A 16,172-nucleotide genomic window follows, 5' to 3' on the forward strand; every position below is an offset into this window, starting at 1 on the left:
GTATGGCAACTGCTTGTTGGGCCTTCATTGTAGCCAAAAGGCCCAGCCGGGAAGCCGCACCAGTATTGGTTTTCCGGTCGTTGCAGGCTGCCAACAAGGAATTTTAACAACAGGTTATCCACAAGTTCCTGTGGATCGCCTGTGGATCAAATCAAGGCGTTGCCGGTGGGCGTCGATTCCACCGTCAGACACCCGTTCCAGGACGCATCAAGCCGCCATTTTAGCGGCGGACGCGAACAATCCCCGCCTTTATCTAAGAGTTAGCCAGCGCCAACTTCCATATTCAGTGGACAACCCGGGTCGGGGCGCCCAGCGGGCTTACCGCATCGCGGAAAGCCCGAGCAGACAGCCCAGGTTTTGCCGCCTCACCGCACCGGTTTGAGCAGCACGAAACTGGTGACGTCCTCCCGGCGCACGACCAGATTCATCGCCTTGTTCTTGTCCGCCTTGGCGATCTGGGCTTGGAAGACCTTCACCGAGGACACCTCGACGTTGTCCACCGACAGGATGAGGTCCCCCTCGCGCAGCCCGGCGCGAGCGGCTGCACCCGTGGCACTGTCGACCTTGACACCGGACTTGAGCTTCATTTCCTTGCGCTGCGCATCGGTCAGTTCCGACACCTTCAGGCCAAGGGCCGCGCTGGGTGCCGTCGCCGCCGGCGCCGGCTCGTTGCCGCCTTCGCTGCCGCTACCCGGCTTCTTGCTGCGCTCGTCTTCGCCAATGGTGACGACGACATCCTTGGTCGCACCGCGGCGGAAGACGGTCAGCGTCGTCTTGGCGCCGGGCTTCACATTGGCCACGAGGCGGCGCAAGTCGGCCGCCTTGTCGACGGTCTTGCCGTCGACCTTGGTGACGACGTCGCCGCCTTCCACTCCCGCCTTCTCGGCCGGGCTGCCGGCGATGACGGAGCGGATCACGGCGCCCTGCGGCTTGCCCAGACCGATGGCCTCGGCGATTTCCTTGGTGATGTCGTCCGGCAGCACGCCCAGGTAGCCGCGCACGACACGCCCGCCAGCGCGCAGCTCATCGGCCACGCGGATCGCGTCGGCGATGGGGATCGCAAACGAGATGCCCATGTAGCCGCCGTTCTGGCTGTAGATCTGCGAATTGATGCCAATGACCTCGCCGCGCATGTTGACGAGCGGTCCGCCGGAGTTGCCGGGGTTGATGGCCACGTCGGTCTGGATCAGCGGCAGCAGATCGCCGGTGTCGCGCTGCTTGGCGCTGATGATGCCGGCCGTCACAGTGTTCTCCAGGCCGAAAGGCGAGCCGATGGCCATGACCCATTCGCCGACGCGTGACTTGTTGCTGTCGCCGACCTTCACTACCGGCAGGCCGGTCGCCTCCACCTTCACGACCGCCACGTCGGAGCGCTGGTCGGCACCGATGAGCTTGGCCTTGAGTTCGCGCTTGTCCGTCAGCGTGACGATGACTTCGTCAGCGCCCTGCACGACATGGGCATTGGTCAGCACGTAGCCATCGGCGCTGAGGACGAAGCCGGAGCCGACACCACGGCGCATGGGGCCGTCGTCGTCGGGCGTGCCGCCACCGCGCGGCGCGCCGCGGCGCTGGTTGGGCACAGGGATGCCGAAGCGGCGGAAGAACTCCTGCATCTGCTCGTTCATCTCCGCCTGGCCTTCGGCCATCTTGACCTTCTCGGCGGTACGGATGTTGACGACCGCTGGGCCGACGCGCTCCACGATCTCGGCGAAGTCCGGCAGCTCGCGCGACTGCGCCGTGGCGGGTGCCTGCCCCAGCGTCAGCGCAAGCGCCAGCGCCGTGCCGGAAAACAGAAAGCGCGCGCGCGCGGGGTGAAGGCGGGTCTCAGCGTGCATAAGGGAGTTCCAGGGATTCAGCAGGACAAGGCAGATGGGGCATCGAAGCGTCACTTCAAGGACGGGACTGCGAGGCGGCGGATTCCGGCAGGGCCAAGCCCCAATCAATGATCTCTGCCGGCGCCTCTCCTGGCAATCCGGCCTCCCGCGCCGCGCCAACGGCAGGCAGGGTACGGCCTGCAGCGGTCTGCGCAAAGCTAAGGCCGCCAAGTCCCTGCGCGCGCGGTGTTGTGTTCGGTGCAGCGGCGACCTGGGCGTCCGGCGCAGGCGCAGGCCGCAGCAGGCCAACGCCCAGGGCCAGGGCCACGAAGCTGGCGGCCACCGCGACGGGCGCCAGCCAGTCGCGTCGGCGCGGGTGGTCGACCACCTCGGTCGGTAATTGCGCATGCAGGGCTGCGAGCAGCGCTTGAGGTTGCCGGTGCAGTTCCGGCAGTTCGGTGGCGCGAAGGCCATCACCGGCCGCATGCCAGAGCGCCCAGCGCTCGCGCAGGCCCGGGTCGCTCGCCCAGGCCGCGCTCACGCGAGCCCAATCGACCGGCGTGGCGCGGCCGTCCATGACGGCGGACAGCGCTTCGTTCAGTGAGTTGTCGGCAGCGCTCACCATCGCCGCCCGCCCCCGCTGCCCAGCAGCGGCCGCAGCCGCGCCGCGACGGCCTCGCGGGCGCGGAAGATGCGCGAGCGCACGGTGCCCGGCGGGCAGTTCATCAGGTCGCCGATCTCGTCGTAGCTCAAGCCATCCACCTCTCGCAGCAACAGCGCCCGGCGCTGATCCTCGGCCAGGGCTGCGACCGCGTCGTCCAGTTCCCGTGCCAGCTGGCGACCGGCGAGCAGGGCCTCGGGGGTCGCATCGTCGCTTGGAGTCGCGTCGGTGCCGAAAGTTCCCTCGCCGTCGTCCAGGGATTCGACGGGCCGCTGGCGGGCGCGTTGGGCGTTGTGGCGTTTGGCCGCGTTGATCGCGATGCGGTAGACCCAGGTGTAGAACGCGCTCTCACCGCGAAAGGCCGGCAATGCGCGATACACGGCCAGGAAAGTCTCCTGGCAGAGGTCGGCCACGTCTTCGGGCGAGCGCACGCTGCGCGAAAGCAGCCGCTCGACGCGACGCTGGTACTTCAACACGAGCATGTCGAAGGCCGCGCGGCTGCCGCCCTGGGCTTCCCGCACCAGCAGGGCATCGGCATCGGCGTCACTCATTGCGGCGCTCGCGGTGCGGAGAACAGCGTCGCGCGCAGTGCCGTCCATTGCGTGGGCTGCTGGGTACGCGACAAAGGCAGCCAGCGTGGGCCGGGGCTGGCGCGCAGCAACAGCCAGGCATCCAGATCGATCAGCACGGCCAGTTGCACTCGGGGCCCGTCATCGCGACCGGGCTCGTCCAGCCACCAGGCTTCGCCGTCCCAGCGCAGCCGTCGCGGCAGCACGGCGGCCATGCGCCAGGCCCACCAGGCGACCAGAGGCACGGCCAGCAGAATGGGCCAGGCCAGAGCCCGGTAACTGAGTGCCCAGGCAACCAGGCCACCCGAGGCCAAGGCCGCGATGCATGACACGAAGGCCTGCACCGCCGGTTGGGGCTGCAGATGCACGACGACCGGCGGCGTGCGGCGCATCGCCGGCGAGCGCGATCAGACGCGCTTGAAGATCAGCGTGCCGTTGGTGCCGCCGAAACCGAAGTTGTTCTTCGCTGCGACGTCGATCCTCATGGGCCGCGCCTCGTTGGCGCAGTAGTCCAGGTCGCACTCGGGGTCCTGGTTGAAGATGTTGATCGTCGGCGGCGCGACCTGGTCGCGGATGGCCAGCGCGGTGAACACCGACTCGATGCCGCCCGCGCCGCCCAGCAGGTGGCCGGTCATGGACTTGGTCGAGCTGATGACCATCTGCTTGGCGTGGTCGCCAAAAGCCAGCTTGATCGCGTTGGTCTCGTTCACGTCGCCGAGCGGCGTGGAGGTGCCGTGGGCGTTCATGTACTGGACCTGGTCGGGGTTCATGCCCGCATTGCGCAGCGCCGCGCGCATGGAGCGCTTGGGGCCATCAACGTTGGGAGCGGTCATGTGGTACGCGTCCGCGCCCATGCCGAAACCGGACAGCTCGCAGTAGATCTTGGCGCCGCGCTTCTTGGCGTGTTCGTACTCCTCGAGCACCAGCACGCCGGCGCCCTCGCCCAGCACGAAGCCGTCGCGGTCCTTGTCCCACGGGCGGGAAGCGGTCGCGGGGTCGTCGTTGCGGGTGGAAAGCGCGCGGGCAGCGGCAAAACCGCCGATGCCCAGCGGTGACACCGCGCCTTCGGCACCGCCCGCGACCATCACGTCGGCATCGCCGTACTCGATGAGGCGGCCAGCTTCGCCGATCGCATGCAGGCCCGTGGTGCAGGCCGTCACGATCGCCAAATTCGGTCCCTGGAAACCGAACTGGATGGAGACATGGCCCGAGATCATGTTGATGATCGAAGCCGGGATGAAGAACGGCGAGATACGGCGAGGGCCGCGGTTCATCAGCTCGGTCTTGGTGTCCTCGATCAGCGGCAGGCCGCCAATGCCGGACCCGACGAGCACGCCGATGCGCTCGGCCTGCTCTTCGGTCAATTGATCGCCGGTCGGAAGACCGGCGTCGCGCACCGCCTGCATGGACGCCGCCAGCCCGTAATGGATAAAGATATCCATGTGCCGGGCTTCTTTCGCGGGGATGTAGTCCTCGATCTTGAAGCCCTTGACCTCACCCGCGAAGTGGCACGCCAGATTGCTGGCGTCAAAACGGGTGACGGTGGCGATGCCGGAACGACCGGCGAGGATATTGGCCCAGCCTTCGGCAACGGTATTGCCGACGGGACTGATCAGGCCAAGACCGGTGACGACGACGCGGCGACGGCTCATGCAGTGCGGATCAGAGTTGCGAGAGAAAGAAAGCCTTCAGGCCTTCTGGTGCTTGACGGCGTAGTCGATCGCCAGCTGCACGGTGGTGATCTTCTCGGCTTCTTCGTCCGGGATCTCGATGCCGAACTCGTCTTCGAGGGCCATCACCAGTTCCACGGTGTCCAGAGAATCGGCGCCCAGGTCGGCAACGAAAGCCTTCTCGTTCGTAACGTCGGCTTCCGCCACGCCAAGTTGCTCGGCGATGATTTTCTTGACTCGTGCTTCGATATCGCTCATGAATCCTCCAGGAGGGATTTGCTGAAAACAGCCCAGCATTCTACGGGCTCTAGATGGACGCCCCTAGATCAGGGCGCCCGGGCCAAATCAGGCCATGTACATGCCGCCGTTGACGTGCAGCTCGGAACCAGTGATGTAAGCACCGCCCGGTGACGCCAGGAAGACGACCGCGGCGGCAATTTCCTCGGGGGCGCCCAGGCGGCCCAGCGGGATCTGCGACAGCAGTGCGGCTTTCTGGGCTTCGGGCAAGACCTCGGTCATGTCGGTGGCGATGAAGCCGGGTGCGATGCAGTTGACCGTGATGTTGCGGCTGCCCAGTTCACGGGCGAGCGAGCGCGTCAGGCCGGCCACACCTGCCTTGGCGGCAGCGTAGTTGGCCTGGCCGGCATTGCCGGAGGCGCCGACGACGGAAGTGATGTTGATGATGCGGCCCGACCGCTGCTTCATCATCGGCTTGGTGGCGGCGCGGGCGAGGCGGAAGACCGCCTTCAGGTTGGTGTCGACGACGGCGTCCCAATCGTCGTCCTTCATGCGCATGGACAGGCCGTCGCGCGTGATGCCGGCGTTGTTGACCAGCACATGCAGGCCGCCTTCCTTGGCGACGATGTCGTCCACGGCGGCCTGGCTGGCGGCCGCGTCGGTCACGTTCAGCACAATGCCACGACCGCCTTGGGGGCCAAGGGCCTCGGTGATGCCAGCGGCGCCCGATTCAGAGGTGGCTGTGCCGATGACGCGCCAGCCTTCGTTGGCCAGGGCCAGCGCGATCGCGCGGCCGATGCCGCGGCTGGCGCCGGTGACGAGGGCGACGCCCTTGGGTGCGGATTCAGTCATTTCAGCCGCCTCCCAGCAGCGCACGGGCTTCGGCCAGCGAAGCGGGGTCGAAGACGCAGGCGGCCTGCAGCTCGGCGTCGATGCGCTTGGCCATGCCGGTCAGCACCTTGCCGGGGCCGGCCTCGATGATGTGGCCGACACCGCGGGCTTTCAGCGCCTGCACGACCTCGACCCAGCGCACCGGGCCAAAGGCCTGGCGGTAGAGGGCGTCGCGCAGTGTCGCGTCGTTGTCGGTGATGGCCACGTCGATGTTGTTGATGACCGGGAAGGCGGCGGCATGGAACTGCACGGTCGCCAGCTTTTCCTTCAGCCGCTCGGCGGCCGGCTTCATCAGGCTGGAGTGAAACGGCGCGGACACCGACAGCGGCAGCGCACGCTTGGCACCGGCGGCCTTCAGGATCTCGGCGGCCTTGTCGGCGCCCACTTTGCTGCCGGCGATGACCGTCTGCTTGGGATCATTGAAGTTGACCGCCTCGACCGCCTCGCCAGTCTCGGCTGCGGCCTGGGCGCAGCCCGCGCGGACAGCCTCGCCGTCCAGCCCCAGGATGGCGTACATCGCGCCGGCGCCGACAGGCACCGCCTCCTGCATCGCCTGGGCACGAAAGCGCACCAGCGGCAGCGCATCGGCCAGGCTCAGCGCGCCGGCAGCCACCAGCGCCGTGTACTCACCCAGCGAATGACCAGCCGCAGCGACGGGCACCGCACCCGTCTCGGCGACGAAAGCGCGCCAGCAGGCGATGCCGGCCGTCAGCATGACGGGTTGGGTGTTGGTGGTCAGGTCCAGCTGCTCTTTGGGACCGGCATGGATGAGCGCACCGATGTCCTCGCCGAGGGCGGACGAGGCCTCTTCCAGTGTGCGGCGGACTTCCAGGTGGTCGCCCCAGGCGTCGAGCATGCCGACGGCCTGCGAGCCCTGGCCGGGAAAGACAACGGCGAAAGGTGCGGTCATGAGAACAATTCCAAATCAGTAGCAGTCAGAGGTGCCGATGCGGCAGCATCTGGACGGCTAGTACTTCAGCAGGGCGGCGCCCCAGGTGAAACCGCCGCCGACCCCTTCCAGCATGAGGGTGTCGCCACGCTGGATGCGACCATTGCGCACCGCGACGTCCAGCGCCAGCGGCACGGAAGCGGCCGACGTATTGCCGTGCTCGTCGACGGTGGCGATGAGCTTGTTCAGGTCCAGCTTCAGCTTCTTGGCCGTGCCCTGCATGATGCGGATATTGGCCTGGTGCGGGATCAGCCAGTCGAGGTCGGCCTCGGTCAGGCCGGCCTTCTCGAGCACCGAGCGGGCCACCTTCTCCAGCACGCCGACAGCGAGCTTGAAAACGGCCTGGCCGTCCATCTTGAGGAAGGGGCTGCCCAACACCTGGCCACCGGCGACTGTGCCGGGCGTGCATAGCACGTCGACATGGCGCGAATCGGCGTGCAACTCTGTCGCAAGGATGCCGGGCTCGGAGCTCGCACCCAGCACGACGGCGCCCGCGCCGTCGCCGAACAGCACGCAGGTCGTGCGGTCCTTGAAATCGAGGATGCGCGAAAACACTTCGGCGCCGACGATCAGAGCCTTGTTGGCAGCGCCGCTCTTGATCATCGAGTCGGCCACGCTCAGCGCATAGACGAAACCCGAGCAGACGGCCTGCACATCGAAGGCCGCGCAGCCATGCACGCCCAGCTTTTTCTGCAGCAGGCAGGCCGTGGACGGGAAGACCATGTCAGGCGTGGACGTCGCGACGATGATGAGGTCGATCTCTTCGGCAGCGATGCCGGCGGCTTCAAGCGCCGCCTGCGCGGCCGGCAAGGCGAGGTCGCTGGCAGTCTGGTCAGGCGCCGCGAAATGGCGCGCGCGGATGCCCGTGCGCTCGACGATCCAATCGTCCGAGGTCTCGACGCCGTCGGCCGCGAGGCGATCGGCCAGCGCCTGGTTGGTCACGCGGTCGGCGGGCAGGAAACTGCCGGTGCCGAGAATGCGGGAATAGCGGGAGGTAGAGGTGGCGATGGGGCTCATGCAGCCTGCGCGACGGAGTTCGCCGCGTTGTCTCCAGCATCATTCGCCTTGGCCTGAAGCGTGGCGACGATGCGGTCGTGGACCCGGTCAAGCAGCCGGTTGCGGGCGGCATCATAAGCGCGGGCCAAGGCCTGCTCGAAGGCAAAGGCGTCAGCCGAGCCATGGCTCTTGAACACCAGGCCGCGCAGGCCCAGCAGGGCCGCGCCGTTGAAACGGCGGTGGTCGACACGGTGCTTGAAGGCATTCAGCACCGGCATGGCGATCAAGCCGGCCAACTTGGTCAGCCAATTGCGATTGAACTCTTCCTTGATGAAGCCGCCCATCATGGTCGCCAGGCCTTCCGACGTCTTCAGCATGACATTGCCGACAAAGCCGTCGCAGACGACGATGTCTGTCGTGCCCTTGTAGATGTCATTGCCCTCGACATTGCCGAAAAAATTCAACTGGCCGGCCGTACCAGCGGCACGCAGCAGTTCGCCGGCATGTTTGATGGTCTCGCTGCCCTTGATGGCTTCCTCGCCGATGTTGAGCAGGCCGACGCTGGGTTCCTCGTTGCCCTCCACGGCCGACACCAGCGCGCTGCCCATGACGGCGAACTGCAGCAGGTGTTCGGCCGTGCAGTCGACGTTGGCGCCCAGGTCCAGCACGGTCGTGAAGCGACCGCGCTGGTTGGGCATGACGGTGGCGATGGCCGGGCGGTCGATGCCGTCCAGCGTCTTCAGCAGGTAGCGGGCCACGGCCATCAGCGCGCCGGTGTTGCCGGCGGACACGCAGGCATGGGCCACAGCCGGGTTGCCATCGCGGTCGGCCTTGAGCTGCTGGATGGCGACGCGCATGGACGAGTCGCGCTTGCGGCGCAGCGCGACCTCGATGGGGTCGTCCATCGTGACGACTTCGCTGGCCGCGACGACACGGCAACGCGGCCAGGCCGCAGCGGCCGTCAGTTCCTCGGGCTTGCCCACAAGGATGAGCTCGGCGCCCGGATGCTTGTCCAGAAAGGCGCGGCAGGCCGGCAGCGTGACCGAGGGGCCGTGATCGCCGCCCATGCAGTCAACAGCCAGGCGGATCGGTTCAGGCGGGGGTACTGCGGTCATGTCAGTGGTTTTCGTGAGCCACAAAGACCAAACCCGGCGCTGCGCGGTACGCAGGCCGGGTCGGCAGATTCATCGATAGTTTGGCGCCGCGCCTGGCGGCACCGGGCACCATCAGGCCGCGTCGGCCTTGCTCTTCAGCACCTTGCGACCACGGTAGAAACCGGTGGGGCTGATGTGGTGACGCAGATGCACTTCGCCGGTCGTCGGCTCGATGCCGGTACCCGGGGTGACCAGGGCATTGTGCGAACGGTGCATACCGCGCTTGGAAGGCGACTTCTTGTTTTGCTGAACAGCCATGAAATTCTCCAGACTCTGCGGGATTTGGGGGCGGACTGTGGGGCCTTGTGGTCACAACCCCGGGGAGTGAGATCAAAGCTCGAACTCCAGACCGCAGAAAAGCCCACGAGTGTAGCACCGGATGAGAAACCCGCCAAGCTGCTACTGTCGACAGCGAGAGCCAAGCGCCTGAAGCCATGGCTTCAGGCGCTGCCGCCCCGCTTCAGGGTTGCGAGCTTGGCGAAAGGGTTGGGACGCTCCTCCTCTCCTGGCTCAATCACTTCGTCCACATGGGCCAGGGGCTCGGGGCAGATCTCGTGGCGCGGCACCAGCGGCAGGGCCAGCAGCAGTTCGTCTTCGATCAATTCGCGCGCGTCGAGGTGGCGCGGCAGGGCCAGCACATCATCGTCACTGTCCGCGTCGAGCGCGGCCGCCTCGACCTCGGTGTCGACGAAGCGGATCCAGCGGTCGATATCAATGTCTTCGTGGACCGGCTGCAGGCAGCGCTGGCAGGTCAGCGCGACCTGACCGGAGGCGGTCAGGTGCAGCCAAGTCTGGGCCTTGCTGCCCTTGGGCTGGCGGATCTCGCCGTGCAGGCTCCACTGCAGCGCTGGCCAGTCACTGGCCGGCGCTTCGGGAGCGGCCGAGTCGGCCAGCCGCTCCAGCAACGTCGCCGGCCATTCGCCAGACAGGCTGGCGTCATCATGAGCGAGAGCCGCGACATCGAGCTTCTCGGGAACAAAGGCGCGCGATTTCATGGTCGAGAGTTTAGGCGGGGGAGAATGTCCCGATGCCCCAGTTGATCCTTGCCTCGACCTCCCGCTACCGACAGGAATTGCTGGCCCGGCTGCGCCTGCCGTTCGAAGCGGTTGCGCCCGACGTCGATGAAACCGCCCTGCCCGGCGAGGCCCCGGCGGCCCTGGCCGAGCGGCTGGCCTTGACCAAGGCACGCGTGGTCGCTGCGCGGTTTCCTGGTGCCATCGTCATCGGCTCCGACCAGGTTGCCGACCTGGCCGGGGAGGCCATCGGCAAACCCGGCTCCCACGAGGCCGCCACCGCGCAGTTGCGGCGAATGAGCGGCCGCGAGGTCGTGTTCCAGACCGCCGTCGCCGTCGTCGCACCGGGTCTGGCGGCCATTGAGCGCGCCGAAGTTCGTGTGCGCTTGCGTGAGCTCAGCGACTCAGCCATCGAAGCCTATCTGCGCGCCGACCAACCCTATGACTGCGCCGGCAGCGCCAAGGTGGAGAGCCTGGGCATTGCGCTGCTGGAGGCCGTCGAGTCCGACGACCCGACCGCGCTGATCGGTCTGCCGCTGATCCGCACCTGCGCCCTGCTGCGGCGCGCCGGCCTGGAGCCTCTCGCATGAACAAGGGCCGTCTGATTCTGATGCCCAATACGCTGGATTTCGGCGTGGACGATTCCCTCGACCTGCGCGAGGTGCTGCCCCAGCGGGTCATTGAGCAGGCCGCGCGGCTGACGCACTGGGCTGCCGAGAGCGCCAAGACCACGCGAGCGCTGCTCAAGCGCGTCGATGCCATTGCGCCGCTCGTCCAGCCGCTGCAGGCCATGCAGATCGTCGAATTGCCACGCCCACCCAAGGGTGGCAGGGGCGGCGGCGATGACGTGGCCGCGTGGCTGGTGCTGCTGGACCCGGTGCAGGCCGGGTACGACCTCGGATTGATCTCGGAAGCCGGCCTGCCGGCCGTGGCCGATCCGGGCGCCCGCCTGGTCGCGCTGGCCCATGAGGCCGGCATCGAGGTGGTGGCGCTGTCCGGGCCGAGCTCGCTGCTGCTCGCCGTGGCGGCCAGCGGGCTCAACGGCCAGAGCTTCGCGTTTGTCGGCTATCTGCCGGTGGACGCCGCACCTCGTACGGCACGCATCCGCGAGCTGGAGGCCTTGTCGGCCAAGGCCCAGCAGACCCAGTTGCTGATCGAGACGCCCTACCGCAACGAGGCGCTGCGCCAGGCGCTGCTGGCGGCGCTGAAGCCCGGCACGCGGCTGTCGATCAGCGTCGGCCTGACGCTGCCAGGCGGCTGGACGCAGACCGCCACCGTGGCGGATTGGCGGTCCAACGGCACCAAGGTACCCGACCGCATCCCGGCCGTGTTTTCAATCCTGGCTTAGGACTCGACCGGCGCCGGCGCAGGCTTGGCACCGAACAACGCGGCCACTTGCTTCTTGGGCTTGATGTAGCTGGACAGGCCCTTGCCTGCGCCAGCCGGCGCCGCTGCAGCCTTGGTTTTTTCCCAGGCTGGTGCCTCACCGGCAGCGCTGGCCTCGTAGGGCTTGTCGAAGAAGGGATCCTTGGGCGGGGAAGGCGGGCGATAGGTGGGCCGCACGGCGGGACGGGCCTCGAAAGAAGCTTCTCGCTCCTCGCGCGGGCGCTCGAAACGCGGCGGGCGGCTGTCCTGCAGCTCGAAGGGGTCGAGGTCGATCTTGCGCTTGAGCAGCTTCTCGATGTCGGCCACCAGGCGCGCGTCAGACTTGGTGACCAGCGTGACTGCCAGGCCCGAAGCCCCCGCGCGGCCCGTGCGGCCGATACGGTGGACGTAGTCCTCGGCATTGAAGGGCACGTCGAAATTGAAGACCGCCGGCAGGTCGGCAATGTCCAGGCCCCGCGCGGCCACGTCGGTGGCCACGAGCAGGTCCACTTCGCCGCGCTTGAAGGCATCGAGCGACTTCAGGCGCTCATCCTGGGATTTGTCGCCATGCAGGGCCGCCGTGCGCAGGCCGTCGCGCTCGAAGGAGCGGGCCAGACGGGCCACACCCAGCTTGGAGTTGCCGAAGACGATGGCCTGGCGGATGGAGCGCTCCTTCAGGATCTGCTTCACTGCGGCACGCTTGTCGTCATCGGTGACGCTGATGAAGCGCTGCTCGACGGTCGAGGCCGCCTGATTGGGGCGGGCCGTCTCGACCAGGATGGGGTCCTGCAGATAGCTCTGGGCCAGGCGCTTGATCTCGGGCGAGAAGGTGGCCGAGAACAGCAGCGTCTGGCGCGCCTTGGGCAGGTAGCTGAGGATGCGCTGCAGGTCGGGCAGGAAGCCGATGTCCAGCATGCGGTCGGCTTCGTCGAGCACGACGTACTCGACCTGGTTGAGCACACAGTTCTTCGCTTCGATGTGGTCCAGCAGGCGGCCCGGCGTGGCGATCAGCACCTCGACGCCGGCCTTGAGCGCGGCCGTCTGCGGCTTCATGTCGATGCCGCCGAAGACGACGACGGAGCGCAGATGCGTGTGCTTGGCGTACTTCTTGACGTTCTCTGCCACCTGGTCAGCCAGCTCACGCGTGGGCGCCAGCACCAGGGCGCGCACCGGGTGGCGAGCCGGCGAGACGCTCGGGTTCTCGTGCTTGAGCATGCGCTGCAGCAAGGGGATGGAGAATGCCGCCGTCTTGCCCGTGCCGGTCTGGGCGGCGCCCATGACGTCGCGGCCTTCCAGGACGATGGGAATCGCCTTGGCCTGGATGGGCGTCATCGTCAGATAACCGGAATCAGCCACCGCGCGCAGCAGCTTGGGGTCCAGCGGCAGGGTGTCGAAACGGGCAGGCGCGGGCGCCTCGGCGGGCACCGCGACTGCGGACTCAGGGGTTTCTTGCATCCGGTGATTATCCCGGATAGGGGAAAAGGCCTGCCAGCCCTACTCCGGCCGGGTCACCGGCGGCCGTAATTCGGCTCGCGTATTCAGCACCATCCAGCGGGGCGTGCGGAAGCGAACGATGCGCCAATACAGCAGCACGTAGAAGACAACGAACAGCCCGAGGATGACCTGCAGCATGACGGTGTCGTCCCACCAGATCGTCGCTGGCACGACGGACAGGCTGCACAGCACCCAGAGATAGGGCGCGGTCAGGGCATTGCGGCGCGTCAGCACGGCGGCGTCCCGGCTGCCGATGGCCCAGCGCATCAGGCGGCGGTAGATGAGGCTGTGCAGGTGGATGCCATCGGGCATGCCGACCGGCCGGCCACGCACCACCTTGCGCCGGTACATGGAGAACACCGTCTCCCAGACTGGATAGGCGCACAACAGCAGCGGGAACATCGGCGAGACCTCGGGGTTGCGCACCAGCAGCAGGATGGCCAGCTCGGACAGCATGAACCCGAGGAAATAGGCACCACCGTCGCCGAGGAAGATCAACCCGAAGGGATAGTTCCACATGAAGAAGCCGAGCACCGCGCCGATGACGGCGATGGCCATCGCGGCGACGAGCTGGTCGCCGGCCTGCAGGGCCACATAGGCCAGCCCCGCCAGCATGATGGCCGCGCACATCGAGGCCAGGCCGTTCATGCCGTCGATGATGTTGATCGAATTGGCCACGCCGCTGACGACGATCAAAGCGAGCACATAGCCCCCGACCACCGTCGATGCGATCAGGTCCAGGCCCGGGATCGCGGTCTCCTTGATCTGCGCGCCCAGCAGCCAGGCGCCGAGGCCGGCAGCGAGCAACGTGGCGAGCATGCGGCGCAAAGGGCTGACGCGCTTGGTCAGGTCCTCGATGACGCCGGAGACGAAGGCCGGCACGCTGCAGGCCAGCAGCAGGGCCGCCATGGAGCGCATCGCCGGGTAGCGCCAGGCCAGCAAGGCCGTGCCGACGGTGAAGCCGCCGAAGATGGCCAGGCCGCCGATACGCGGCACCGGCCGTGAGTGGAATTTCTGGGGCCCCGACAGGTCATGGTCGGCCGACAGCGCGCCGTGCAGATGCGAGGACCGGATGATGATCAGCGTGACGGCCGCCGCAATGGCGAAACTCAGGGCAAGGATGGGAAGCATGCAGTTCCGCGGGTCATGGGCGGGTATGCCCGGCGGCCAGTCCGCCTGTCGACTCGAGGACCGAAGTGTAGCCAGTGGTCTTTGTGCACCGCAGCGGTGTCTGGAGCGCTGGCTAGAATCCGCGCCGCCTTTGCCCGTCTCAATCACGCGACCGGGCGAACAGTCAATCCATACGAGCCTCGTCAATGAATATCAGCGCGCCCAGAGACCGAACACCGCTTTTGATCGGACTGCTCAAGGGGATGGCTGTGCTCGCCACGGTGGCCAGCCTCGGCTTGCACGGCGCAGCGATGGCGGCGGACGACAACAACGACGTCAACGCAGTAGGCCCGGTGCGCTTGCTGGTGCCGAACCGGCAAGGTACCAACAGCAGCGCCGACTCGCAGAACGCGGCGCCGCTGTCACCCTCGCAGCGCGAGACCGTGCTCCAGCAGCAGCAACAGATGCTGCTGCAGTTGCAGATGCTGCTGCAGCCCATTCCCGGCCAGCCCCTGACCCGGGAACAGCTGGCCGCCCGCGCGGCACAGCAGACCGAGTTCGAGCGCTATGTGCAACGCGCCGTGGGAGACGACGTCGAGATCAAGCGCTTCGGCTCCGAGCTGATGACGCCAGTCCTGCCGCAGCCCTATGAGCTGCAGCAACCGCAGCAACAGCAACAGCAGCAACGGTCCGGGCTGGCATCGATGGGCGAGACCTCGAGCCAGATCCCGTCGGATTATGTGATCAGCGTCGGCGACGAGGTGCTCGTGACGATCTGGGGGGCGGTCGAGGCCGATCTGCGGCTGACCGTCGACCGCGCTGGCCGTATCAACATCCCGCGCGTGGGCCCGGTGCTGGTGGCCGGCGTGCGCTATGCCGACCTCAACACCACGCTCGAGCAGCGCATCGGCCAGGTGTTCCGCAACTACAAGCTCAGCGCGGCGCTGGGCAAGCTGCGCAGCATCCGCGTCTACGTGACCGGTTTCACCCAGCGCCCCGGCGCCTACACCGTCAGCAGCCTGTCGACCATCGTCAACGCGATGATCCAGGCCGGTGGTCCGTCGGGCTCGGGGAGCTTCCGCAACCTGGAACTACGTCGTGGCGGCAAGCTGGTCGGCAGCTTCGACCTCTACGACCTGCTGCTGCGGGGCGACCGCAGCGGCGACCGCGTGCTGCAGGCCGATGACGTCGTTCACATCGGCCCCATCGGCCAGCAGGTGGCGCTGATCGGCAGCGTCAACCGCCAGGCCATCTTCGAGCTCAAGCCGGGCGAAACCGTCAGCGACCTGATGCTGATGGGCGGCGGCCTGAGCGCCGCGGCGGAACGCGGGCGGGTGGCCATCGAAAGCATGGCCACGCGCAACGACGGCCGCGTCGCCGAAGTCAAGCTGCCGCAGCAGGGCGCCACTCCGCTACAGGGCGGCGACGTCGTGCGCGCCTTCAACGCCCTCGACACCGTGCTGCCGCAATACAAACAGAACAAGCGCGTGCGCGTGGACGGCGAAGTGCAAAGGCCGGGCGAATACATCCTGCCGCCGAGCAGCACGCTGGGTGACATCATCAAGGCCGCAGGCGGCTTGACACCGGCGGCCTTCATCTACGGCTCCGAACTCAGCCGGGAAAGCGTGCGCGTCACGCAGCAGGCCCAGTACGAGCGGGCGCTGCGCGACCTCGAAGGCGAATTCGCGCGCGTCATGGTCAAGCCGCGAGCGGCAACCACGCCCGACGATCCCACCACGCAGAGCAACCGCGGCCAGGCTTCCGGCCGCCTCATCGACCGTCTGCGCGCTGTCAAGCTGACCGGCCGCGTCGTGATGCAGATCGCCCCGACGGCCAACAGCCTGCCGGAGCTGGCCGTCGAGGATGGCGACCGCCTCACTATTCCCGCACGCCCCACCACCGTGGGCGTGTTCGGCAGCGTCTACAACACCGGCAGCTATGTCTACAGCCAGGGTGCCAGCGTCGACGACATGCTGCGTCTGGCCGGCGGCCCGACGCGGGCATCCGACGCGACCAGCACCTTCGTCATCCGCGCCAACGGCAATGTGGTCAGCTCGCGGCAGCAGAGCAGCGGCTGGTTCAGTACGGGGACGGGCCTGTCGACCGTCAGCGCCCAGCCAGGCGACACGATCTACGTGCCAGAGGATCTGACCAAGGTGACCTTCAGCCAGGAGGCGAAGGAGTGGACGCAGATCCTGTATCAGTTCGGCCTGGGTGCTGCGGCCCTGAAATCCCTGAAGAACTAAACA

At 67.3% G+C, this 16,172-nt stretch carries 17 protein-coding genes; 3 read left to right on the forward strand and 14 right to left on the reverse strand.

The window, feature by feature from the left end; translation table 11 throughout:
* Positions 1 to 365 precede the first annotated feature (365 nt).
* From ACXJLH_RS17340 to ACXJLH_RS17395, 12 genes are all read right to left on the reverse strand, one after another.
* Positions 366 to 1,835, reverse strand: a complete 1,470-nt coding sequence (locus ACXJLH_RS17340) for a DegQ family serine endoprotease (protein ID WP_457390588.1) — start codon at positions 1,833 to 1,835, stop codon at positions 366 to 368.
* 55 nt (positions 1,836 to 1,890) lie between these two features.
* Entirely contained in the window at positions 1,891 to 2,436 is a 546-nt protein-coding gene (locus ACXJLH_RS17345; RefSeq protein ID WP_457445509.1) for an RseA family anti-sigma factor, read from the reverse strand.
* On the reverse strand, positions 2,433 to 3,026 hold the full coding sequence (locus tag ACXJLH_RS17350) for a sigma-70 family RNA polymerase sigma factor (RefSeq protein ID WP_457445510.1): 594 nt from the start codon (positions 3,024 to 3,026) through the stop codon (positions 2,433 to 2,435). The genes ACXJLH_RS17345 and ACXJLH_RS17350 overlap by 4 nt, the downstream gene beginning before the upstream one ends.
* Positions 3,023 to 3,436, reverse strand: coding sequence for a hypothetical protein (locus ACXJLH_RS17355; protein WP_457445513.1), 414 nt, complete (start codon positions 3,434 to 3,436; stop codon positions 3,023 to 3,025). The genes ACXJLH_RS17350 and ACXJLH_RS17355 overlap by 4 nt, the downstream gene beginning before the upstream one ends.
* Positions 3,437 to 3,451: 15 nt before the next feature.
* Positions 3,452 to 4,696: a beta-ketoacyl-ACP synthase II gene (gene fabF, locus ACXJLH_RS17360; RefSeq protein ID WP_056204262.1), complete on the reverse strand. Its 1,245-nt coding sequence runs from the start codon at positions 4,694 to 4,696 to the stop codon at positions 3,452 to 3,454.
* A gap of 36 nt (positions 4,697 to 4,732) precedes the next feature.
* Entirely contained in the window at positions 4,733 to 4,972 is a 240-nt protein-coding gene (acpP, locus tag ACXJLH_RS17365) for an acyl carrier protein (protein WP_056204266.1), read from the reverse strand.
* An 87-nt stretch (positions 4,973 to 5,059) separates the two neighbouring features.
* Entirely contained in the window at positions 5,060 to 5,803 is a 744-nt protein-coding gene (gene fabG, locus ACXJLH_RS17370; protein WP_056204269.1) for a 3-oxoacyl-ACP reductase FabG, read from the reverse strand.
* 1 nt (position 5,804) lies between these two features.
* Positions 5,805 to 6,752 carry an ACP S-malonyltransferase gene (fabD, locus tag ACXJLH_RS17375; RefSeq protein WP_056204272.1) on the reverse strand — a complete coding sequence of 316 codons (948 nt, stop codon included), beginning with the start codon at positions 6,750 to 6,752 and terminating at the stop codon, positions 5,805 to 5,807.
* Positions 6,753 to 6,809: 57 nt separating this feature from the next.
* Positions 6,810 to 7,808 carry a beta-ketoacyl-ACP synthase III gene (locus ACXJLH_RS17380; protein WP_457355652.1) on the reverse strand — a complete coding sequence of 333 codons (999 nt, stop codon included), beginning with the start codon at positions 7,806 to 7,808 and terminating at the stop codon, positions 6,810 to 6,812.
* Complete coding sequence (gene plsX, locus ACXJLH_RS17385) at positions 7,805 to 8,902, reverse strand: phosphate acyltransferase PlsX (protein ID WP_457326064.1); 1,098 nt, start codon at positions 8,900 to 8,902, stop codon at positions 7,805 to 7,807. The genes ACXJLH_RS17380 and plsX overlap by 4 nt, the downstream gene beginning before the upstream one ends.
* Before the next feature lie 111 nt (positions 8,903 to 9,013).
* Positions 9,014 to 9,199 carry a 50S ribosomal protein L32 gene (gene rpmF, locus ACXJLH_RS17390; protein ID WP_056204281.1) on the reverse strand — a complete coding sequence of 62 codons (186 nt, stop codon included), beginning with the start codon at positions 9,197 to 9,199 and terminating at the stop codon, positions 9,014 to 9,016.
* 182 nt (positions 9,200 to 9,381) lie between these two features.
* Positions 9,382 to 9,936: a YceD family protein gene (locus ACXJLH_RS17395; protein ID WP_056204284.1), complete on the reverse strand. Its 555-nt coding sequence runs from the start codon at positions 9,934 to 9,936 to the stop codon at positions 9,382 to 9,384.
* A 32-nt stretch (positions 9,937 to 9,968) separates the two neighbouring features.
* Here ACXJLH_RS17395 and ACXJLH_RS17400 point away from each other — a divergent pair, with 32 nt between their 5' ends.
* Both ACXJLH_RS17400 and ACXJLH_RS17405 read left to right on the forward strand, forming a co-directional pair.
* Entirely contained in the window at positions 9,969 to 10,544 is a 576-nt protein-coding gene (locus tag ACXJLH_RS17400) for a Maf family protein (protein ID WP_457445515.1), read from the forward strand.
* On the forward strand, positions 10,541 to 11,302 hold the full coding sequence (locus tag ACXJLH_RS17405; RefSeq protein ID WP_457445517.1) for an SAM-dependent methyltransferase: 762 nt from the start codon (positions 10,541 to 10,543) through the stop codon (positions 11,300 to 11,302). Before ACXJLH_RS17400 ends, ACXJLH_RS17405 begins: the two co-directional genes overlap by 4 nt.
* Here the strand turns inward: ACXJLH_RS17405 and ACXJLH_RS17410 are convergent.
* Positions 11,299 to 12,774, reverse strand: coding sequence for a DEAD/DEAH box helicase (locus ACXJLH_RS17410; protein WP_457355656.1), 1,476 nt, complete (start codon positions 12,772 to 12,774; stop codon positions 11,299 to 11,301). The two genes, ACXJLH_RS17405 and ACXJLH_RS17410, sit on opposite strands and share 4 nt — an antisense overlap.
* A gap of 39 nt (positions 12,775 to 12,813) precedes the next feature.
* Complete coding sequence (locus ACXJLH_RS17415; RefSeq protein WP_457445519.1) at positions 12,814 to 13,944, reverse strand: MraY family glycosyltransferase; 1,131 nt, start codon at positions 13,942 to 13,944, stop codon at positions 12,814 to 12,816.
* 221 nt (positions 13,945 to 14,165) lie between these two features.
* Here ACXJLH_RS17415 and ACXJLH_RS17420 point away from each other — a divergent pair, with 221 nt between their 5' ends.
* The gene (locus ACXJLH_RS17420) at positions 14,166 to 16,169 is read left to right on the forward strand and encodes an SLBB domain-containing protein (protein WP_457445521.1); all 2,004 of its coding nucleotides are present in this window, start codon (positions 14,166 to 14,168) and stop codon (positions 16,167 to 16,169) included.
* Positions 16,170 to 16,172 lie beyond the last annotated feature (3 nt).

It is taken from the genome of Roseateles sp. P5_E4 (genome assembly GCF_054049255.1).

Excerpts from the sequence above, each read along its gene's own strand:
- ACXJLH_RS17340 (WP_457390588.1), bottom strand. The coding sequence starts at position 1,835 with ATGCACGCTGAGACCCGCCTTCACCCCGCGCGCGCGCGCTTTCTGTTT.
- ACXJLH_RS17350 (WP_457445510.1), bottom strand. The coding sequence starts at position 3,026 with ATGAGTGACGCCGATGCCGATGCCCTGCTGGTGCGGGAAGCCCAGGGC.
- ACXJLH_RS17355 (WP_457445513.1), bottom strand. The coding sequence starts at position 3,436 with ATGCGCCGCACGCCGCCGGTCGTCGTGCATCTGCAGCCCCAACCGGCG.
- fabF (WP_056204262.1), bottom strand. The coding sequence starts at position 4,696 with ATGAGCCGTCGCCGCGTCGTCGTCACCGGTCTTGGCCTGATCAGTCCC.
- acpP (WP_056204266.1), bottom strand. The coding sequence starts at position 4,972 with ATGAGCGATATCGAAGCACGAGTCAAGAAAATCATCGCCGAGCAACTT.
- fabG (WP_056204269.1), bottom strand. The coding sequence starts at position 5,803 with ATGACTGAATCCGCACCCAAGGGCGTCGCCCTCGTCACCGGCGCCAGC.
- fabD (WP_056204272.1), bottom strand. The coding sequence starts at position 6,752 with ATGACCGCACCTTTCGCCGTTGTCTTTCCCGGCCAGGGCTCGCAGGCC.
- ACXJLH_RS17380 (WP_457355652.1), bottom strand. The coding sequence starts at position 7,808 with ATGAGCCCCATCGCCACCTCTACCTCCCGCTATTCCCGCATTCTCGGC.
- plsX (WP_457326064.1), bottom strand. The coding sequence starts at position 8,902 with ATGACCGCAGTACCCCCGCCTGAACCGATCCGCCTGGCTGTTGACTGC.
- rpmF (WP_056204281.1), bottom strand. The coding sequence starts at position 9,199 with ATGGCTGTTCAGCAAAACAAGAAGTCGCCTTCCAAGCGCGGTATGCAC.
- ACXJLH_RS17395 (WP_056204284.1), bottom strand. The coding sequence starts at position 9,936 with ATGAAATCGCGCGCCTTTGTTCCCGAGAAGCTCGATGTCGCGGCTCTC.
- ACXJLH_RS17400 (WP_457445515.1), top strand. The coding sequence starts at position 9,969 with ATGCCCCAGTTGATCCTTGCCTCGACCTCCCGCTACCGACAGGAATTG.
- ACXJLH_RS17405 (WP_457445517.1), top strand. The coding sequence starts at position 10,541 with ATGAACAAGGGCCGTCTGATTCTGATGCCCAATACGCTGGATTTCGGC.
- ACXJLH_RS17410 (WP_457355656.1), bottom strand. The coding sequence starts at position 12,774 with ATGCAAGAAACCCCTGAGTCCGCAGTCGCGGTGCCCGCCGAGGCGCCC.
- ACXJLH_RS17415 (WP_457445519.1), bottom strand. The coding sequence starts at position 13,944 with ATGCTTCCCATCCTTGCCCTGAGTTTCGCCATTGCGGCGGCCGTCACG.